Origin of the sequence: Lutimonas saemankumensis (assembly GCF_020171465.1) — a bacterium.
Taxonomy (GTDB): Bacteria; Bacteroidota; Bacteroidia; order Flavobacteriales; family Flavobacteriaceae; genus Lutimonas; species Lutimonas saemankumensis.
Genome location: NZ_JAIUZR010000003.1, coordinates 176877 through 197352, shown reverse-complemented (window position 1 = coordinate 197352; position 20476 = coordinate 176877). Strand labels below are relative to the sequence as shown.

The 20476-nt window shown below is 41.1% G+C and carries 17 protein-coding genes; 5 read left to right on the top strand and 12 right to left on the bottom strand.

Annotated elements, in window-relative coordinates; all coding sequences use genetic code 11:
• Window positions 1-71 precede the first annotated feature (71 nt).
• The 9 genes from LCM02_RS02225 to LCM02_RS02185 form a co-directional block, all read right to left on the bottom strand.
• Window positions 72-2087 (bottom strand): TonB-dependent receptor plug domain-containing protein, encoded by a 2016-nt coding sequence (locus tag LCM02_RS02225; protein WP_224926688.1) that lies wholly within the window; start codon window positions 2085-2087, stop codon window positions 72-74.
• Between the two features lie 44 nt (window positions 2088-2131).
• The gene (locus LCM02_RS02220) at window positions 2132-2980 is read right to left on the bottom strand and encodes a hypothetical protein (RefSeq protein ID WP_224926687.1); all 849 of its coding nucleotides are present in this window, start codon (window positions 2978-2980) and stop codon (window positions 2132-2134) included.
• Window positions 2981-3105: 125 nt separating this feature from the next.
• Window positions 3106-3495: a hypothetical protein gene (locus LCM02_RS02215; protein WP_224926686.1), complete on the bottom strand. Its 390-nt coding sequence runs from the start codon at window positions 3493-3495 to the stop codon at window positions 3106-3108.
• Between the two features lie 59 nt (window positions 3496-3554).
• Window positions 3555-4457 carry a 1,4-dihydroxy-2-naphthoate polyprenyltransferase gene (locus tag LCM02_RS02210; protein ID WP_224926685.1) on the bottom strand — a complete coding sequence of 301 codons (903 nt, stop codon included), beginning with the start codon at window positions 4455-4457 and terminating at the stop codon, window positions 3555-3557.
• 14 nt (window positions 4458-4471) lie between these two features.
• On the bottom strand, window positions 4472-5083 hold the full coding sequence (locus LCM02_RS02205; RefSeq protein ID WP_224926684.1) for an SPOR domain-containing protein: 612 nt from the start codon (window positions 5081-5083) through the stop codon (window positions 4472-4474).
• 16 nt (window positions 5084-5099) lie between these two features.
• The gene (locus tag LCM02_RS02200) at window positions 5100-5879 is read right to left on the bottom strand and encodes a (Fe-S)-binding protein (protein ID WP_224926683.1); all 780 of its coding nucleotides are present in this window, start codon (window positions 5877-5879) and stop codon (window positions 5100-5102) included.
• A gap of 93 nt (window positions 5880-5972) precedes the next feature.
• Window positions 5973-7301, bottom strand: coding sequence for a (Fe-S)-binding protein (locus tag LCM02_RS02195; protein ID WP_224926682.1), 1329 nt, complete (start codon window positions 7299-7301; stop codon window positions 5973-5975).
• 109 nt (window positions 7302-7410) lie between these two features.
• The gene (locus tag LCM02_RS02190; RefSeq protein WP_224926681.1) at window positions 7411-8355 is read right to left on the bottom strand and encodes an MlaD family protein; all 945 of its coding nucleotides are present in this window, start codon (window positions 8353-8355) and stop codon (window positions 7411-7413) included.
• Between the two features lie 123 nt (window positions 8356-8478).
• On the bottom strand, window positions 8479-9582 hold the full coding sequence (locus tag LCM02_RS02185) for an N-acetylmuramoyl-L-alanine amidase family protein (RefSeq protein ID WP_224926680.1): 1104 nt from the start codon (window positions 9580-9582) through the stop codon (window positions 8479-8481).
• 112 nt (window positions 9583-9694) lie between these two features.
• Here LCM02_RS02185 and LCM02_RS02180 point away from each other — a divergent pair, with 112 nt between their 5' ends.
• A complete protein-coding gene (locus LCM02_RS02180; protein WP_224926679.1) occupies window positions 9695-12352 on the top strand; it encodes a putative LPS assembly protein LptD in 2658 nt (885 codons plus the stop codon).
• Window positions 12353-12438: 86 nt separating this feature from the next.
• The gene (locus LCM02_RS02175) at window positions 12439-12819 is read left to right on the top strand and encodes a RidA family protein (RefSeq protein ID WP_224926678.1); all 381 of its coding nucleotides are present in this window, start codon (window positions 12439-12441) and stop codon (window positions 12817-12819) included.
• A 50-nt stretch (window positions 12820-12869) separates the two neighbouring features.
• On the opposite strand, the gene LCM02_RS02170 is transcribed toward LCM02_RS02175, so the two are convergent.
• Together LCM02_RS02170 and aroQ are read right to left on the bottom strand one after the other, a co-directional pair.
• Window positions 12870-13724 carry a BadF/BadG/BcrA/BcrD ATPase family protein gene (locus LCM02_RS02170; protein ID WP_224926677.1) on the bottom strand — a complete coding sequence of 285 codons (855 nt, stop codon included), beginning with the start codon at window positions 13722-13724 and terminating at the stop codon, window positions 12870-12872.
• Window positions 13725-13833: 109 nt separating this feature from the next.
• On the bottom strand, window positions 13834-14253 hold the full coding sequence (aroQ, locus tag LCM02_RS02165) for a type II 3-dehydroquinate dehydratase (RefSeq protein ID WP_224926676.1): 420 nt from the start codon (window positions 14251-14253) through the stop codon (window positions 13834-13836).
• Between the two features lie 104 nt (window positions 14254-14357).
• On the opposite strand from aroQ, the gene xerD reads away from it, so the two are divergent.
• A complete protein-coding gene (xerD, locus tag LCM02_RS02160) occupies window positions 14358-15254 on the top strand; it encodes a site-specific tyrosine recombinase XerD (protein ID WP_224926675.1) in 897 nt (298 codons plus the stop codon).
• A gap of 91 nt (window positions 15255-15345) precedes the next feature.
• On the opposite strand, the gene LCM02_RS02155 is transcribed toward xerD, so the two are convergent.
• Window positions 15346-16968, bottom strand: a complete 1623-nt coding sequence (locus tag LCM02_RS02155) for an ABC-F family ATP-binding cassette domain-containing protein (protein ID WP_224926674.1) — start codon at window positions 16966-16968, stop codon at window positions 15346-15348.
• Window positions 16969-17186: 218 nt separating this feature from the next.
• Between LCM02_RS02155 and LCM02_RS02150 the strand changes: the two genes are divergently transcribed.
• Window positions 17187-18605, top strand: a complete 1419-nt coding sequence (locus LCM02_RS02150; RefSeq protein ID WP_224926673.1) for a hypothetical protein — start codon at window positions 17187-17189, stop codon at window positions 18603-18605.
• A 116-nt stretch (window positions 18606-18721) separates the two neighbouring features.
• The gene (locus LCM02_RS02145; protein ID WP_224926672.1) at window positions 18722-20470 is read left to right on the top strand and encodes a DEAD/DEAH box helicase; all 1749 of its coding nucleotides are present in this window, start codon (window positions 18722-18724) and stop codon (window positions 20468-20470) included.
• Window positions 20471-20476 lie beyond the last annotated feature (6 nt).

Here is a 20476-nt window from a genome sequence, read left to right as displayed (position 1 = left end):
CGCTGCATACCGCCAGGAGCAGTCTTTACGCACCCTAAATTTAATGAATATTCATTGCATAAACAATCGCTTTATTTGATCACATAGGAAATGTTTAAAAATATATTCCTCCCTTTTCTGGGAATTCCGGCCCAGTCGGCATAGGTTGAATAGAAAACATCAAACAGGTTTTCAACCCCGGCCTTGACCAGTAATTTCTGGCTCCCAAAATAAAAACGGCTTCCTGCATTCAGGTTGAATATGGTATAAGCATCTGTCGGAGATTCTCCGTATTCCTCCGCAAAATTGGTCTGTTCGGTCGCTCCAAGCATTTCAAAGGCAGCATTGAACATCCCTTTTTTATAAGATATACTGCTTCCGTACTGGATGGGGCTGATCAAAGGCAAATTATTGCCTGAATCATCCTGCCCCAGGTTATATCCCGCATTGGCAGCAAGGGTAAAACTTTCCAAAAAACGATAACTAAAACGAATCCCGGCATTAACGATACTCGCATAATTTAAGGCTGTGTAGATCTTTACACCATCGGCACCTATGGTCATCGGACTCACGTCCGGGACGATCTCTCCAATAATATAATCGGGCATATAAAAATAACTGGCCTCTGCTCCTATCTTGAATTTATTCAGATCGTAGTTAAAACTCGCATTGATCTCTGCTGATTTTTCATTCTTCAGATAAGGGTTCCCGATATAATCAAAGTTGTCATAGCTGTTGTACAGAAAGAATCCATAAGCCTCTGAAACAGAAGGTGCCCTCTGTCCGTATCCTCCTGAAAATATCCAGCTGCTACGTTCGTTTTGAATGCGATATTCAGCCGAAAGATTAACAAGGAATCGGTTTTGATTGTCCTCCATGTCAGGATAAAATATCTTTAGACTGTTCAAACCGAATTCATCGGCAATTTTTTCATGCTGATAAGCCAGGCGACTACTGAATCTGAGGGTTCCTTTTTCGCTAACAGAAAAAGAGTCTTCAGCATAGACGCCTGTGTGTAAAGTTCTTACATCTGGCCAGGTCAACATAAACATCAAGTTCTCGTCTGGGTTTTCCGGATACATGGTCATTTCTGCCAGTGACTTGTTATAGTAGCCATTCAGGTTCACCAAAAGCTGATGTTCCTTTTTCTGCATGTTCATTTTTGAATAAAAGCCATAGGTATCACTCCAGCCGGGCATATCCATATGGATGGGAACATCAGGACGATTGGTATCGTCCATCACATGTTTGATCGAATTAAAATACAACTTGCTCTCCCAGCGGCTTATGTCATCAGTAAGCTCTTTATGATCATAAGCCACTGAACCGATGACGGCCCTGGCCAGGGATACATCCATAGGTAAAGCAGGATATCCAACATCATTCGCCCGGTCATAGATCAGTGAACCAATAACAGCTCCTTTATCACTGGTCCTGAAGCCTCCGGTAGCTGATATATTAAATTTTTCATATTGTGAAAAAAGCACCTCGGTATCTCCCCCCGCATAATAATTTCCTGATTTCCTGTAGATCACGTCTGTATTGACAAAGTACTTCTCTTCTGAATAATTAAATTCACCGCTAAAAACCTTGGCCTCCCCGTTGCTTTCAAATCCCGTATCCAGGCCTACGTCCCAGCCATCGCTTTCAAAGTCGCTTTTCTGAAGTTTAAGGTCAATACCACCTCCTACGGCGCTTCCATGTTCGGCGCCCTGTTGCCCTGATTTAATCCTGACCTCGGACAAATTGGAAACGTCAACATAAGAGGTTACGGGGTCCATCTTATCCGTACACGCACCAAAGATCTGCATGCCGTCTATGGTTACCGATAAACGGTCCGAATTCATATTGTTCATCGCAGGTTCCCAGGCGTAATTCCCCCTTTTGATCATCGTGATCCTTTGCGATTTTTCAAGGTACTCATCTACCGAAGAAAGAGGTTTCTCTTGTTTTTGATGATTGAGTTCCTCACGGCTAATGATGATGACCTCATCCAGGTTCACCACCCTGCTCGTATCTAATAAGCTTTGATAGCCTTCCTCTTCCTGCCCGTATAGGCCTGCCGTACTGACGCAGAAAAGACTTAGGCAAAAGATCAGTTTTTTCATGACAAAATAGTTTGAGCTGCCCCGAAGGGCAGCTGATGCGTTGATTAAAATTCGATTTCAAAGTACAAGCTGCTGCTTTCATTCTCTTCAGTAACCTCTTCCCCTTTAAGCACTTCTCCTGCTTCATTGATCAATTGAAGGTTTAGCATCCAGTAACCTGTCATGGTCAGTGAAAGCTTTCCTTCATAGATCTTATCCACAGAATTATAACTCAGGTCCTCATTGGCCGGAGAACTGTGATTGCCCATACTTGGCATTCTTGGATCAAGGCCTATTTTAAAATTTTCAACAACAGGAAAATTCATCATATCCTGCATCTTAAATAAACCGGCTGTGATATCATTCACTTTTACCTCCGGAATCGATGGCTCCATTAAAGCGAGTATATAACGTACTTCGTCTGTACCGGTAAAAACGGATACAACGCGCTTGTCTGACATAAGAACCTGAATCCCATCCTTGGCCGTGTAAGAAGTACCGTCAATGGTATAATTCAGGGTAAGGTCCCAGCCTTCATTCGGGTTTCCCGGCATTTGAAAGACCACATAACCACTGTAAAGAGTCTTTTTGCCAAACACCTTGCTCACTTCAGACTTTGGACAGGAATGTGTCTTATCCGTCATATTCATCACAGGCATCCAACTGATACTGGCATTGGTAACATAAGCATCTGTTGCCTTATCGGTTATCCGGAGTGTGAGGTTATTGTATCCTTGAAAAAAATTGGCCTTAGCAGAAAAAATTTCGATACTGTGGGTATCGTTTGAGATTGTTTTTATACGGATAAGATCTTCCACTTCTTTATCGAGATCTTCTCCAGGGCTATTGTCATCGCTGCATGAACTGATTAAAAAGATCAATAGTACAGGAAACAGATAATATATTGTTTTCATATGTAACAGGTATATAGGTTTGACCACAAGGCGCGTTTCGTGCGTCCCGGCAGTCGTTAAAATGATTGTAAAATTTTCTTTGATGGATTGCAGGATACAACTTGAATATCCTGCAGCTTAGGGAACTAAATTTGAGGGTCCTTAGGAGGGCGCAACAAAGAATCTCCCTGAAGTTGAGGCTTCAGCCTGTTGAAGTAGGTAGGTAATTCAAGATGCATGGTTTCAGGATTTGAAATTTCATGATCAAACTCCACTCCAAGGGTAATAAATTTTTCAAGATCTACCTGAGGAGGAACCGGGAGCTGCGGCTCGGGATCCAGGTTGAGTTGTTTTTCAACCTTATCACCTAGGTAACATTTTCCGTTACAGGTTTGAATGGGCTTTTCCCTGTTCTCACAAAGCTCATTTACGATATAATCATAATTGATTAGATACTCAAGCACCGGAATTGCAGGCTGAACCAGGACCAGAAGGTAGAGGTTGAGGAGCAAATGTGTGATGATGAGTTTCTTCATGATGATTAACTCGGTAAAAGTAGACAAATTTGTCTTTTATTAATATGATAAAAATCAGCTCACAAAAGTAAGCCAATTCCAAAGAAAACGGCAAACAAAAAGGTGCTCAGTGCCAGTTTCTTTAATTCGGGGTCAAGGGTTTTTGGGTCCTTGTTGTCATACACGGTCTTAAAATGCTTAAAAACAGGTATAAAGGCGATTAAAAATAAGAATTGATAAGAGCTTTTAAAATTGATGGCGGTATACAACAGTGCAAACAAAAAAGAGGCTCCCAGTAAATAAAAGTGATAATAACGTGCAAATTCATTCCCGATCTTCACCACAATGGTATTTTTACCCGACTTTTTATCTGATTCCTGATCACGCATATTATTCAGGTTCAGTACCCCCACACTTAACAGGCCTATGGTGCAGGCCGGAAGAAACACACTGAAATCCAACGCTTTTGTATACAAAAAATAAGTACCGCAAACGCTTAACAGGCCAAAGAATACAAATACAAAGAGATCCCCGTATCCGCTGTATCCATAGGCATTTACCCCAACCGTATACTTAATTGCCGCAATGACACAGGCAATACCAAGAACAATAAAAAGAATGCTGTAAAAAAGGTATTCTGTCCCAAAGGACACATAAATCAGGAGCAAAGCCAGGATAAAACTGATCACCCCTGTGAGTTGAATTCCCTTCTTCATGGCCCTCGGGCTAATGGCTCCGCTCTGAAGCGCTCTCTCCGGCCCAACCCTGTCTCTGTTATCGGTTCCTTTTACCCCGTCACCATAATCGTTGGCGAAATTCGAAATGATCTGGAAACCTGTGGTGGTGAACAAGGCCAGTATGCAAATAACCGGATCAAAGACACCTTGGGCTGCCGCCATAAATGATCCTGCAATAATACCTGATAAAGACAAGGGTAAGGTTCTGAGGCGTGCGGCCCCGATCCAGCTCTTAAATTTTGACACTATAAACTCTATGATTAATTAACTGTTCCTCTTATCCATTTCTCGCCGCTCAGTTGAAGAGCCTCCTTGATATCAACCGGTGTGCCATAAGATTTGGCGATGATAAAGCAGTCTTTAAAACCAACCCGCTTCAGATCGTCTCTAAGCATCACCGCCTCTTTGTAGGTGGTAAATTTACCTATGGCAAACTTATTGAATCCATTTTCCTCGAATTCCTCAAGCTGGGTGATATCATCCGAGATCAGGTTCGAGCTAAAGTTCGTATAAGCACCAATTTGAATACTGTAAACAATACTCATATCAATTAATGAGGTTTTTGCTGAATCGATCACAACAACCTGCCTTGCCTTTCGTTCAAGCTTGTGCAATGAGTCCGTATCGATAAGGCTCAGGTTGTTTTTGATCAGGTATTCCTCTTTGTACTGCTTGGACTTTGGTAAAAAGGACCACAGGAACAGGATCAAAAGCACCAGGCTGGCCACTCCTAAAATGATCCTGTGCTTTTTCAGCAAAGAATTGTTTTCTTCCTCATCCTTGAGCGCAGTAGATAAGGTCTTTATAGTTGCATTAGCCTTATCGATCTCTTCGTAAACGTTTACTAAATTTTTATCTCTTAAATGTGGCATGTTTTGTTTGTATGTTTTATAAATCTTTTGCGCCGGCCACTAATTCGGCTATATCCATTACTCTGATACTCTTTTCTTTTTCTTTGTTCTTTACCCCATCGGTCATCATGGTATTGCAAAACGGGCAACCGGTAGCTATAAATTCAGGACTGGTCTCCAGGGCCTCCTCTGTCCTCTCAATAAAGATCTCCTTGTCTCCTTTTTCAGCATCTTTGAACATTTGAGCTCCACCTGCTCCGCAACACAATCCTTTCGATTTGCAACGCTTCATCTCAACCAACTCAATCTCTAACTTCCTGATCAGGTCTCTTGGAGCCTCGTAGATCCCATTGGCCCTTCCCAAGTAACAGGGATCATGAAATGTGATCCTTTTACCGGCGTACTTTCCGCCCTCAATACTGATTCGTCCTTCATCCAGCAGGGACTTTAAAAACTCCGTATGGTGCATGACCTGGTAATTTCCGCCCAGCTCCGGATATTCGTTTTTCAGCGTATTGAAACAATGCGGACAGGTAGTCACAATTTTCTTTACTTCATAAGCATTCAGCACTTCAATATTCGTAACCGCCTGCATCTGAAACAAAAACTCGTTCCCGGCCCTCTTTGCCGGATCTCCCGTACAGCTTTCCTCGGTCCCCAGTACCGCAAAATCCACTTTTGCTTCGATCAGAATCTTGGCAAAAGCCTTGGTGATCTTTTTGGCCCTGTCATCAAAACTTCCGGCACATCCTACCCAAAACAACACTTCGGGAGATTTTCCCTCCGCCATTTTTTCAGCCATCGTCGGTATTACCATACTAAGTTAATTTAATTTTTCCTAAATTCAATGTTCCACTTTGTAAACTTCAGTCAGGTTCTTTAAAAAAGACATAGAAGTTTTAAAAGTTCCTTATTCATCCTTCCAGTTCAATCGGTCCATCTGGCTGTATTGCCAGGGTGCCCCGTTATTTTCCACGTTGGTCATCATCAGGTTTAACTCCTGCGGAGCCGCTGATTGTTCCATGACCAGATACCTCCTCATATCCATAATGATCGACAATGGATCTATACTTACCGGACATTCCGTTACACAGGCATTACAACTTGTGCAGGCCCAAAGTTCTGCTTCCGAAATGGTATCGAGTAAAGACTTCCCATCCCCTTTTTCCCTAAAAGCAGCTTCTCCTTCTTTATCAATAAAACGGCCTACTTCTTCCAGCCTGTCTCTGGTCTTCATCATAATGGCCCTTGGCGACAATTCCTTACCTGTCTGATTGGCCGGACACACCGAACTGCATCGGCCACATTCTGTGCAGGTATATGCATTCATCAACTGAACCCATGAAAGATCGGTTACCTCGCTCGCCCCAAACTTGCCCACCTCCTCTTCTTCTCCTTCCTCCGGAACGGCATAAGGATCAGCATCCGGGTCCATCATCAGTTTGACCTCCTTGGTCACAGAAGCAAGATTATCAATTCTTCCCTGAGGTTCAAGATTCGCATAAAACGTATTTGGGAAAGCCAGTAAAATATGTAAATGCTTGGAATAGTACAGGTAATTTAAAAAGATCAGTATTCCTATAATATGAAGCCACCAGGCAGCCCGTTCTATATAAAAAAGGCTGAGCTCATTCTCCGGTAACCATCCCGCAATGAACTGGCTCACAGGAAAACTTCCGGCCTGCACATAATGTATCGCTCCCATCTGCTGCAATCCATAGTCTGCTGCATTCATCAGCAAAAACAACCCCATAAGCACAACTTCAAAATACAGAATGTTCAGGGCATCATTCTTGGGCCAGTTCGTCATTTCCTTTGACCAGAAACGAGGGATCTTCAATACCATCCTCCTGATCCAGAAAATGATGACTGATAGCAATACCAAAAAGGCCAGGATCTCAAAAGACCCAATTAAAAAATCATACAATCCGCCGGCAAATGCAAAGATCCGATGCGATCCAAAAAGTCCGTCAATAATGATCTCGAGCACCTCAATGTTGATGATGATAAAGCCGATGTATACAATAACATGAAGAATACCTGCTACAGGTCTCCTTACCATCTTTGACTGACCCAGGGCGATTGCCCCCATGTGTTTCCAACGGTCAGCGATCCGGTCACTCCTGTCAATATCTTTTCCCAAACTAATATTTCGACTTAGTTTCTTGACATTTCTTACAAAAAAACCTACCCCTCCTATCAGAAGCAAGGCAAATAAAACATTAGGTAAATAAGACATATACGGGTATCTAAATAATGTTTGAAGCCATCTCAAAGACAACTCCTATTCGAAATAAAAATAAAGATAATCAAAAAGGAAGGATAACAAAATTATTACAAGTTATTAACTACTCTTCCACGGGTGGTTCGTAAGGTTTTTCTTTCCTCCCGAAAACTGACAAATGTACAAAGCGCTTTGGATGCTCCTTGACTTCCCTAAGCAGTTCTTCCAGTTCTTTTGAGGCATTGGTCAGGTTGTTGTAGAGCTCCTCATCCTGCATAAGCTTGCCAATGGATCCGTTCCCTGTTTTAACGCTGTCAAGGATCACATTAAAACTTTCAAGAGAATGCTGAAGTTCAGCAATAGTGGTACCAATATTTACGGCCTTGATTGAATCCGAAATCTCAACAAAGTTCCCCATGGCCTTGTTGGCTCCCGTAATAATACTGTCAATTTTACCTCCCTCACTGGTCATCACATCAAGGTTTCTCGCGGTATTTTTAAAACGACCCAATACAGCATTCATATTGGCCAGAGATTCCTTGATATTTTTTTGATTCTCTTCATTCATGATCTCATTGATGTTCTGCATGACAGAATCGGTATGAACCACAAAACTCTCCACTTTTGACTGAAGAGGCGCTATCTGTTCATTGATCATTCCCATGATACCTGAATCTACTTCCCCGATCAGGGTATCACCGTCCTTGGCCATTTCGCCCTCATCAATGGATATGTTGATCTTTAAGGATTTTCCACTGATAAAATCCGGGCTGTAGATCTGGGCCACACTGTTTTTGGAAAACTGGATATCGTTGCTCAGATTAAGATGTGCCACCAGGATTCCTTTTTTTTGAGGATGAAAAGTAATTTCTGAAACGGTTCCCACTTTCAAACCGTTAATCGTGATAGGGCTTTTTGGTGATAGCCCCTGGACGTTGGTATACTCGGCGTAAAAGGTCCTTGTATTGTCGTAAAATCCCTGATTCTTGATAAAGTTATATCCCCAAACGAACAAGGCGAGGATTATAATGGCGAAAATACCTGTTTTAATTTCTCTGTTTACGGTCAAAATAGTGTTATTGGTTCAACAATATTACTAATAATTTTTCTGCTGTGCACTGAAAGAATACAAATCTTTTCTCCCTTTAAAATCAAGCCTTTCAGCTTTAACGCGAAAACCAGTGAGTTTATTTCAAAGTGACTTGTTGATCACCTCTGACACATTGATTCTTTCTTCCCCTTTAAAGGCAACAACAAACGCCGATTTGAACCCGGCCTTTCTCGCTTCCTTTTGCAATTTTACAATCTTGTCATAATCAGAAGAACTCCCGTAATAATATTTATAAACACCTCCGATTTTTCCGCGTTCTACTCCTTTAAGGCCTTTGAAATTATAAGGCTTGGTTTCAAGCTTCCTCTTACCTGAAGCAATCTGTACCTTAAAATCTACTCCTGGATAAACATTTGAAGGAGTTATTACAGCAATCGGTGCTTCTTCAACAACCATGTTTGCATCCACATTGGCTTTATAGGTTTTTATGGCATCATAAATGGCTCCCGCCACCTTGTCCTGTCCTTTTTTAGAATTCAAATAAGCCCCTTCATTCGAATTGGTAATAAAACCGGTTTCAATCAATACACTTGGCATATAAGTCTGATGCAGTACTACAAAACCCGCCTGCTTTACCCCTCTGTCCCTGCGTTTAAGGTCATCTCTAAAGTTGGTTTGAATACTGCTGGCCAGGTAAAGGCTTTGATCCAGGAACTCCTCCTGCATCAACGTCATACCAATTACCGCTTCCGGAGAGTTCGGATCAAATCCTTCATACTTTTCCTCGTAATTATCCTCTAAAAAGATCACCGAATTTTCATGCTTGGCTACTTCAAAATTCTGTTTGTTGGCATGGAGTCCCAATACATAGGTCTCTGTTCCGTAGGCATTATTGGTAAATGCATTGCAATGTATGGAAACAAAGAGGTCTGCGTCTGCGTCATTCGCAATACGGCCCCGTTCCTTCAGGTCAACAAAAATATCCTTTTTACGCGTGTAAACCACGTTGACATCTTCAAGCGTATTCAGTTTTTCACCCAGTTTCAAAACGATATTAAGGGCTATATCTTTCTCCACATAATTCTTAGCCGGCCTGCCGGGGTCCTTTCCTCCGTGCCCTGCATCAAGAACCACTGTAAAATTGTCCTGAGCAGAAATTCCTGTCTGAAAAAACAACAACCCCATTGTAATCAGAACCACCCTTGAAAACCAAAATAAATCTCCCTTTTTTCTTAAATCCAACATGCTTTTTATCCCTCTAGTTTTTCTCTATTAAGTTTATGCCACTGAAAAAATATATGTAAGTTTGTAACTTTAAAAAAATTGGCATTTTTTTACAAAAATACTATTTATAGCATTGTATACAAATTTAAGATACTTACTTTTCTTTGCCCTTATTTTTTGTTTTGTATGTCAATCGGCTCAGAGCCAGGAGACTCAAAATCCGGAAAGTAGAGAAAACAATATAAATAGATCAGACAGTCTAAAGGTACCTGATGCAGGATTTTCGGTACTTTCGCTTATAGATACCACTAAAGTGGATACCGTTCAGATCACCCCTGAATATCTTGAAGACAACATCATCCACAGGTCAAAAGATTATCTTTCCAATGATTTTATTAATCAAAGGGCTACCCTGTATGATGAGGCAGAACTCTATTATCAGGATATTGAACTCAAGGCCGGAAAGATCATCATAGACTACAAGAACAGCCTCGCCATAGCTACCGGGATCTTTGACTCTGCAGGGGCCTATATCCAGCGCCCCCAGTTTACGCAGGGCCGGCAGGCCTCAACACAGGATTCCCTGATCTATAATTTTGAAAACAAAAAGGCCCTGATCTATAATTCGAGAACAGAGCAACAAGGAATGATCATCACGGGAGACGTTTCAAAAAAGGAAAATGACAGTACCTTTTATATCAACAGGGCCCGTTTTACAACCTCTCAGAAAGAGAATCCTGATTACTATGTGCAAACGAACAATATCAAGATCGTTCCTGACAGCAAGATCGTGGGTGGAATGAGTAATCTGGTTATTTCCGATGTGCCAACCCCTTTGATATTGCCTTTCTTTTATTCTCCCCTGACCAGCGGAAGGGCTTCCGGTTTTATCATCCCTACCTGGGGACAGAACAACAATCAGGGGTACTTTCTGCAAAATGGAGGGTATTATTTTGCCGTAAACGATTATTTTGACCTCGCCATCCTGGGTGACATCTACACCAATGGCAGCTGGGGGCTCAGGGCGGAATCCAATTATAACCTAAGGTATAAGTTTTCAGGCAATTTCAGTTTTCGATATGAGAACCTGATCAATAGCCAGAAGGGGTTTCCTGATTACAGCAAGGCCAATAATTTCTTTATTCGATGGTCACACAGTCAGTCAGCCACGTCGAACCCAACCTCAAGGTTCTCCGCCTCTGTAAACTTTGGTAGCAGTAGTTTTTTTCAGGAATCCATCAATGAGGCCAGTTCGCCTTTTTACCTGACCAATACCTTTGCTTCTTCTGTGAGCTATTACAAAAAGTTTGTGGGAACGCCATTTAATCTGAATGCTTCGGCCACCCACACCCAGAACACCAACACAGAACGGATCGATATGAACCTTCCTTCACTGGTTTTGAACATGGACCGGATCTATCCGTTCGCTCCAAAATCGGGATCAAAAAAGAACCCGATTCAGAATATCGGGGTAACCTATGCCATGAATGCCCAGAACAGGATATCCACTACCGATGAAGAATTCGGTACCGCAAAAATGTTTGATGAGGCTCAGACCGGAATCAGGCATGATATTTCCATGAGTACAAACGCCAAAGTATTAAAATTTGTGAGTTTGGCCCCGACAATTGTATATAAGGATGTCTGGTATTTTAAAACCATTGACAGGTATTGGGATGATGAAATCAACGAAGTCGTAACCGATACGGTCAATGGCTTTGATACCTACAGGGAATATTCAGCCGGGATTTCTGCCGGTACCACCATCTACGGTATGTTCAATTTTAAAAAAGGGCGTTTAAAGGCGATCCGCCATGTGATGAGGCCCGCCATATCGTACAGCTATCGTCCTGATTTTAGCCAGTACTATGATGAATACCAGGCGAGCATCGATCCGGAAGACATCAGGGAGTATTCACGATTTCAAAACGGGCTATACGGTGCCCCCTCCAAAAACGAATCCAGTTCGATAGGGATGTCCCTGAACAACACCCTCGAGGCCAAGGTAGAAGCTAAAGACGCGGAAGAAGATGATGAACCTCGAAAGGTAAAAATTTTGAACAACCTGAACCTGTCAACGAGTTATAACATCGCAGCAGATTCCCTGAACTGGAGCCCGCTGCGAATGACCGCAGGTACGGCCATTTTAAAAAACAAACTTGCATTAAACCTCAACGCAACCATGGATCCGTACGCCATAAACGCAAATGGATCAAAAATCAATGAATTCAATATCAACAATGGAGGAAGTTTACTGCGATTGACCAATGCCAATTTTACAGCCAACTATTCTATTTCCAGTAAGGAGTTAAAAGATAAAAAGTCTAAAGGAGACTCCGGTTCTGACCCCAATAGTGAAAGTGCCTCAAACATGTTTGGAGAAAGTCTTACCGCACGAAACCAGCAGATCAATACGGATCAGGAAGATGTAAAAAAGGCTACCTTGTTCAAAACCGTAATGCCCTGGGATGTTCGATTGCGGTATTCGCTCACCTATAACAATACTCGTGCGCAGAACGAAATCACGGCAAACTCCTTACAGGTATCGGGTAATATTGAATTTTCTCCAAAGTGGCGGGTTGGTATCTCTTCGGGTTACGATTTTAGAAATGCGGGAATTACCTACACGCAACTTCGATTTGAAAGAGACCTGGACAGCTGGAGATTCAGTTTTAACTGGGTTCCTTTTGGCGATAGAGCTACCTATTACTTCTTTATTGGTATTAAATCAGGGCCACTTAGCGACCTGAAATATGACCAGCGAAAAGTACCTGACAGACGCTTATTCTAGTTCTCATCCTCAGGCTGGACCAGGATGGATCTCAGAAGCAATAGCATCTTTTTATGAATTTCAATTGATATTAAATAATTAAGCACATGAAAAAAATAATCGAAACCTCGAATGCCCCGGCACCCATTGGCCCTTATTCTCAGGCCGTTCTGGTAGATAATACACTGTATACTTCAGGACAGATAGCCATAGACCCTGAATCCGGTATACTGGTAACAAAGGATATAGTAGAAGAAACCCAGCAGGTCATGAAAAACCTTTCTGCAGTACTCAAGGAAGCGGGAATGTCTTTTGAAAACGTAATCAAAACCACCATTTTCATCAAGAATATGGATGATTTTCAAAAGATCAATGGTATTTATGGAAGCTTTTTCAATGAAGCTACGGCACCAGCGCGCGAGACAGTGGAAGTCGCCAGGCTTCCAAAAGATGTCAACGTTGAAATTTCGGTACTGGCAAAACTTTAAATAAAAAAAGTGAGGTTAAATAACCTCACTTTTTTATTATGTTAAATCGCTTATTTTGAAAGTTTACTTGCATGAGATTCAGCAAGGGTCAAAATAGGATGTCTTACGATTTTCCCTAGTGTCAGTCCATATTCATCAAGCACCTCGACGATTTCATCGTGAAGAAAGTGTGCTATTGATCCCACAAAATAAATCGGAACATTCTTGCTCTCGTCAAACTGTAAAATCTGATTTTCAATAAAGAAACGCAATCCGTCTTTCAGAATCTTTTGGGCATAATCGTTGTTTTTGTTCTCAATAAGGAATCTTCCAACGCTTGCCAGATAGGTATTTGGGTTGTCTTTTTTATAAAGGTGGGTCTTGATATTGTCCGGTGAAAGATCGTATTCAGAAGCAAATTTTTCAGCAAGTTCTTTTGGCATTTTACCATAAGAGTAATCTTTAATGATCTGTTTTCCGTAGTAATTTCCACTGGCTGAATCCATCAGTATATAACCTAAAGAAACTATCTTTTGATGCGTTTCCTTTCCGTCAAAGTAGCTGCAATTAGATCCTGTTCCAAGGATGCAAACCACACCCGGAGTATCCGTCTGAAGCGACTTCACTGCAGCAATGGTATCTTCATAGATCTCAATATGAGCGTTAATAAAAATCCCTTCAAAAATACCTTTTAAAAAGTCAGCAGCATTTTGGGTTCCGCAACCGGCACCATAAAAGTAGATCTCCTTAACCTCATCCTTGATGTCAAACAGTTCCTGTTTTGACACAACCCTGTCAATAAGGGTTTCCTTGGCAAATACAGCCGGATTCAGTCCTTGAGTATCTATTTTGAAGTGTGTCTCTCCCTCATCGTTTATCGCGATCCAGTTTGTCTTGGTTGAACCGCTGTCTGCTACTAATATCATTGTGTAAAAATTTGATTGCGTAAAAATAAAAAAATGCCAGCCAATATAAACTGATATAAATTATAAATTACCAAAAAGTTAACATTTAATTACGATATCGTTTTCGCTTTTAACCTTTCATAAATGACCGAATGGCAAGTTCATAGCTTTGCATCCCAAAACCTGCAATGATGCCTTTGACATGAGGAGCTATATAGGAAGTATGCCTGAATGATTCACGCTGATAAACATTTGAAATATGTACTTCCACCACAGGTGTCTCTATACCCTTTACGGCATCGCCTATACCTACCGAAGTATGGGTATAAGCCGCCGCGTTCAGAATGATGCCATCATAGGAAAAACCCGTTTCATGGATCTTATCTATGATCTCACCCTCAATATTCGACTGAAAACAAGTCAACGTAACTTCCGGAAACCTGGCCTGAAGCATAGAAAAATAGTCTTCAAAGGTTTGACTTCCGTAAACCGAGGGTTCTCTTTTTCCCAGTAAATTCAAATTTGGACCGTTGACGATGATGATTCTCATGAATAACTTAATTGATAATCTTTAGTTCTTGTAGCCAAAAATAACATAATTTTACACAAAGCATCACTTAAACGCCGGATTATTGTATTAACGGAACTTAGCCCATGACCTGGAATCAAGCCTTGACAGACTATCGCTACTACCTCAAAATCGAAAGGGGGTTGTCTGAAAATTCAATTAAAGCTTACAGCCAGGATATTGAGAAACTGACCCGGTTCCTGTCTGAACATAATATAAAAGAATCTCCACTGAGTATTTCCGGAACGGCTGTGGAACGATTCATTTACGATTGTTCCGGAAAGGTTTCTCCCCGAACCCAGGCCAGAATTATATCGGGGCTGAGAAATTTTTTTGACTACCTGTTGTTTGAAGAATATCGCCAGGATAATCCCACAGATCTCATCGAGGCCCCAAAAATTGGCAGAAAGTTGCCCGATACCCTTTCCGAACAAGAGATCAACCATATCGTTGGACAGATAGACCTTTCCAAACCTGAAGGAGAGCGAAACAGGGCCATGATCGAAACCTTATACAGTTGTGGGCTCAGGGTAAGTGAAATGATAGGCCTCAAGATCTCAGATCTTTTTTTTGAAGAAGGATTTATACGTGTGATCGGAAAAGGCAACAAACAACGCTTTGTCCCCATCAATCCTTATATGATCAAATTGATCGAGACTTACAGAAACCTTGTCCGCTCCAAAATAACAATCCAAAAAGGCTTTGAAGACACCTTGTTTCTGAACCGAAGAGGAAAACAAATTTCCCGAAATATGGTGTTTATGATTTTAAAGGACCTGACCGAAAGGGCAGGTATCCGTAAATCAGTAAGTCCTCATACCCTGAGGCATTCATTTGCCACCCACCTGCTTGAAAACGGAGCTGACCTCCGGGCTATTCAGCAAATGCTCGGGCATGAAAGTATTACTACTACTGAAATCTACATGCATCTCGACAAGAGCCATCTCAAAAAGGTCATTGAACAATTCCATCCCAGGAAATAAAAAACCCGGATGGCCTCCGGGTCTTTTGATCATTCTTGTTGCATCTGTAACGGTGCATCCATAATGATGCATGTTCAAATAACATCTTGATTTAGGAATACATCTTCTTTCGCATCTCTTTGATCCCCTCATTGTCAAGGTACTCATCAAAGGTCATATACCTGTCAATAACCCCCTTTGGCGTGATCTCCACAATTCTGTTGGCAACGGTCTGGGCAAATTCATGATCGTGAGTTGAAAATATAACAGTTCCCTTAAAATTCTTCAGGGCATTGTTAAAGGCCTGAATCGATTCAAGGTCAAGGTGATTGGTAGGTTCATCGATCAGAAGCACATTGGCTCTTTTCATCATCATCCTTGAAAGCATACATCTTACCTTCTCTCCTCCTGATAAGACATTGCTCTTTTTTAAAGCTTCATCCCCGCTAAAGATCATCTTACCAAGAAATCCCCTGATATGAACTTCTTCTCGTTCCTCTTCGGTTTTGGCATATTGACGTAACCAGTCAACGAGACTGAGGTCATTCTTAAAAAATTCAGCATTCTCAAGTGGCAGGTATCCCTGGGTGGTTGTTACCCCCCATTTGTAATCACCGGTATCAGGCTCTGCATTTCCCGCGATGATCTCATAAAAGGCCGTGGCAGCTCTTGAATCTTTTGACAATAAGACTACCTTGTCCCCCTTAGTCAGGTTCAGGTCAATCTTGTCAAACAAAAGTGTTCCGTCCATGTTTTTTGACAGGTTCTCCACATGAAGGATCTGATCTCCCGCTTCTCTTTCCTGTTCAAATATAATTGCAGGATATCTTCTGCTTGAAGGTTTGATATCGGCAATATTCAGTTTGTCGATCATCTTTTTTCGGCTGGTTGCCTGTTTTGATTTGGCAACATTGGCAGAAAACCTTCTGATAAATTCCTCCAATTCCTTTTTCTTTTCCTCGGCTTTTTTGTTTTGTTGTGCACGCTGCTTAGCCGCAAGTTGACTCGATTCATACCAGAAAGAATAATTTCCTGAATACTGGTTGATCTTTCCAAAATCAATATCCGAGATATTGGTACAAACAGCATCCAGAAAGTGTCTGTCATGCGATACCACAATTACAGTATTGTCATAGTTTGCCAGAAAGTTTTCAAGCCATCCTATCGTTTCAAAATCAAGGTCATTGGTAGGTTCGTCCATGATCAAAACATCAGGTGAACCGAAAAGTGCCTGTGCCAGCAATACCCTTACCTTAGATTTTCCGTCCAGGTCCGCCATGCCGGAATAATGCAGATCCTCTTCAATTCCAAGAGATGACAACAAATTAGCCGCCTCGCTTTCTGCTGTCCATCCCCCCATTTCTTCAAACTGGGCTCCCAGTTCCCCGGCAAGTACTCCGTCCTCTTCAGAAAAATCAGGTTTGGCATATACTTCATCCAGTTTTTTCTTAAGGTCATAAAGGGGTCTGTTTCCCATCATAACGGTTTCAAGAACCGGATGATCATCAAAAGCAAAGTGATCCTGTGACAAAACAGACATCCTTTTACCTTTCTCCAGGCTCACAGAACCGGAAGTAGGATCAATATCTCCGGACAATATTTTCAAAAAGGTAGATTTTCCCGCCCCGTTTGCACCTATGATTCCATAACAATTTCCCTGGGTAAACTTGGTATTCACCTCATCAAACAAAACTCGTTTTCCGAATTGCACGGACAAATTTGATACTGTTAACATTGATTTTTTAATTTTTTTGCAAAACTAAGTAAAATAGAGAGATATATCTATCATTGACCTAAGTTAATTTTATCATTTACAGGCCTTAACAAATACTAACAAATATTAAAGATTCAAAAACATTATTTAACCTTTCTATTGAAAACTTTTAACAACACATTAACAAGGCACAGAAAGGGATTGTACTACATTTGTTTATCATGTCTAAAATAAATTATTTGAAAAAAAATTACTTTTCTCAGCCATTCAATCTGTTCATATTGATGGGAATGATCCTTTCCCTTGTTGCCTGCAACAGCAACAAGGAAGATGGAGCAACCTATTTTGGAGGAAAGATCAAGAACCCGAAAGGCAAATACGTGTACTTTCATGAGGGTAAGAAAATTCTTGATTCCGCAAGACTGGACAGCCACAACAAATTCTCCTTTAAACTGGATTCACTCGAAACAGGATTGTACACCTTTAAACATGGTGCAGAATTTCAATACCTTTATCTAGAACCAAAGGACAGCCTGCTTATTTATCTTAACACCTGGGACTTTGACGAATCGCTGATTTTTAGTGGTAAGGGAAGCTCAAAAAATAATTACCTGATCAATCTTTATCTGGAACAGGAAAGAACTGAAAAAGGGTTCAAATCAAATTACAGGCTAAACGAGGAAGAGTTTGAGAAAGTCATTGAAAAAGGTATAAAGGACCAGCTTGACAAATACAATAATTTTCTCTCTCTGGAAGAAGAACCTCCATCTGAATTTTTTGATAAACTGGTGAAAACAGGTATATATGTGCCTTTTTATTTCTACAAAGAAAGATATGCCTACAACCATAAACGTGCCCTGAATCTTAAAAAGGCGCCTGAATTGAGTGAAGGTTTTTATGATTACAGAAAAAAGATCGAGCTCAATGATGAATCTTTACTTGATTACGGTTGGAACCTGGCATTTATCAACACATTCCTGTACAACCTGGCACATGATGAAAAGATGAAAGATCCGGATAACAAGATATTCGAACTCGAACTGATGAAGATCGTGGATGACCGGATCCATGTTGAAGATTTCAGAAACTCTCTGCTGGCCAAAGGAGTTTGGGGGTCCTTATCCAATAAATATTTAACCGAGGAGGAGGAAGAAAAGATTTATGCCTACTTCTTTGAGAATTGCACAGACGAAGTCTATAAAGAAGACCTTAAGAAATCTATTGCTCAAAAGGAAAAGGTTTCTGCCGGACATCAGATGCCTCAGCTTATGGCCTACAACTATAACAATGCGCCTGTTGAGATCAATTCCCTTATTGAAAACTCGAACGCAGTGATCTATTTTTGGCCTAAAGATCTTGGGAAAAGAGAGCTATTAACCGAGAAGCTTCATTACCTGAAAAAGCATCACCCTGAAATCGTATTTATAGGAATTGAAAGAAATACATCGGATCAGGAATGGAAAGAGTTTATTGAAAGTAAAAAACTGCCTTCAGAAACTCAGTTCATACTTCCAAAGCATTCCGAATCCTATTCCTGGTATGAAGGTGATATGGCACGTACCATCATTGTGAACTATGAAGGGAAAGTTGAAAACGGTTATGTTTTCTTTCTTGATAGTAATCTGAATTACTATCTTAAAAAAATGAATAAACACTGATTTATAGTATACTTCGTTAAATTAGCCGTATTTTTGCAAATTCTTTAAACATAAAACGTAGTATTTGTTTGTAAACCAAATTGTTAGAATCAAATGACGTTTTGCAAAAATAGTATATGTCGGTATTTGCCAAGCTTGGATTAAGCCAGGCCATCGTTGACTCCCTGACCCGTTTAGGTTATGAGCAACCCACTGAAATTCAAAAAATTTCCATTCCACAGATCCTTGGATCGAAAAAGGACTTAAAGGCTTTTGCCCAGACTGGTACCGGTAAAACCGCCGCCTTCAGTTTACCTATCCTTGAGCAGATCGATCCGGAAAATAAAAAAACCCAGGCTATTATTTTGTCTCCAACCCGGGAACTGGCCATTCAGATTGCCAAGAACATCAATGAGTTCTCAATGAATCTTAAAGGAATAAATACACTGGCGGTTTATGGAGGAGCGAATATAGAAGAGCAGATCAGGTCCATAAAAAGAGGAATACAGATAGTAGTTGGAACCCCGGGGAGGACTCTTGACCTGATCAACAGAAGGGTCCTTAATTTAAAAACCATTCAATGGCTCGTACTGGACGAAGCAGATGAAATGCTAAACATGGGTTTTAAAGAGGAACTCGATGGAATTCTGGAAGGAACTCCTTCAAACAAACAGACCTTGCTCTTTTCGGCTACTTTCCCCAAAGAGGTTGAGGCCATAGCAAGAAACTATATGAAGGATCCTGTAGAAATGTCTGCGGGTCAGAAAAATGTAGGTGCAGACAGTGTAGAGCATCAGTTCTTTCAGGTCACAGAACGAAACCGGTACCCGGCTTTAAAAAGGATCGCTGATCTGAATCCGGATATTTATTCCATTGTTTTTTGTCGTACCCGAAGAGAGACCAAGGACATCGCCGAAAAACTGATCAAAGACGGTTACAATGCTGATGCCCTTCACGGTGACTTGTCCCAGGCCCAACGCGACATGGTCATGCAGAAATTCAGGGATAAAAATCTTCAGATCCTTGTGGCGACCGATGTAGCGGCAAGGGGTCTTGATGTGAACAATCTGACGCACGTGATCAATTTTAAACTTCCGGATCAGACCGAAAATTACACCCATCGCAGTGGCAGGACAGGAAGAGCAGGTAGAAAAGGAATCTCTATAGCCATTATCACTGCCAAGGAAAGAAACAAACTGAAACCCATAGAAAGAAAGATCAAGAAGAATTTTGTTCAAAAGCTCGTGCCCAATGGTAAAGAAATCTGTGAAAGTCAGTTATTTAAACTGATCGACAAGGTCCATGATATCGAAGTGAATGAAAAAGAGATCAAGGATTATCTTCCGGATATTTATGAAAAATTGCATGAATTGGATCGAGAGGAGCTTATCAAAAGATTTGTGTCCATTGAGTTTAACCAGTTTTTATCTTATTATGAAGGTGCGAGGGATCTCAACAATAATGACGATCCTGTTGATAGAAAAAAGCCCGGCGACGAATCCCTGACAAGGTTTTATATCAATCAGGGCAAGATGGACAACCTAACTCCCGCCCGCCTTATCGGCCTGATAAACGAATGCCTAAGGAAAAGAGATGTTGAAATAGGCCAGATTGAAATCCTTAAAAGTTTCTCATTCTTTGAAATCGACAAAGATTTCACTCAGGATGTGCTTGAAAGAATGAATGACGCTGAATTTAACAACAGAAGTGTCATTGTAGAAGTGACCTCCAAACCAAAGGGCCGCAGAAACAAAAGGTCCTCAAAAGGTTACGGCAGAAAGAACACCATCAAATCGCGAAGCAACGATTACAAATCGAAAAGAGACGATTTTAAACCAAAAAGAAAGAAAAGATCCTCAGGAGGAAGCAGGCGTCGAAGACGTTAATTCTAT

Coding starts and splice junctions, on each gene's coding strand:
- LCM02_RS02225 (WP_224926688.1), bottom strand. CDS start 2,087: ATGAAAAAACTGATCTTTTGCCTAAGTCTTTTCTGCGTCAGTACGGCA.
- LCM02_RS02220 (WP_224926687.1), bottom strand. CDS start 2,980: ATGAAAACAATATATTATCTGTTTCCTGTACTATTGATCTTTTTAATC.
- LCM02_RS02215 (WP_224926686.1), bottom strand. CDS start 3,495: ATGAAGAAACTCATCATCACACATTTGCTCCTCAACCTCTACCTTCTG.
- LCM02_RS02205 (WP_224926684.1), bottom strand. CDS start 5,083: ATGCCACATTTAAGAGATAAAAATTTAGTAAACGTTTACGAAGAGATC.
- LCM02_RS02200 (WP_224926683.1), bottom strand. CDS start 5,879: ATGGTAATACCGACGATGGCTGAAAAAATGGCGGAGGGAAAATCTCCC.
- LCM02_RS02195 (WP_224926682.1), bottom strand. CDS start 7,301: ATGTCTTATTTACCTAATGTTTTATTTGCCTTGCTTCTGATAGGAGGG.
- LCM02_RS02185 (WP_224926680.1), bottom strand. CDS start 9,582: ATGTTGGATTTAAGAAAAAAGGGAGATTTATTTTGGTTTTCAAGGGTG.
- LCM02_RS02175 (WP_224926678.1), top strand. CDS start 12,439: ATGAAAAAAATAATCGAAACCTCGAATGCCCCGGCACCCATTGGCCCT.
- LCM02_RS02170 (WP_224926677.1), bottom strand. CDS start 13,724: ATGATATTAGTAGCAGACAGCGGTTCAACCAAGACAAACTGGATCGCG.
- aroQ (WP_224926676.1), bottom strand. CDS start 14,253: ATGAGAATCATCATCGTCAACGGTCCAAATTTGAATTTACTGGGAAAA.
- xerD (WP_224926675.1), top strand. CDS start 14,358: ATGACCTGGAATCAAGCCTTGACAGACTATCGCTACTACCTCAAAATC.
- LCM02_RS02155 (WP_224926674.1), bottom strand. CDS start 16,968: ATGTTAACAGTATCAAATTTGTCCGTGCAATTCGGAAAACGAGTTTTG.
- LCM02_RS02145 (WP_224926672.1), top strand. CDS start 18,722: ATGTCGGTATTTGCCAAGCTTGGATTAAGCCAGGCCATCGTTGACTCC.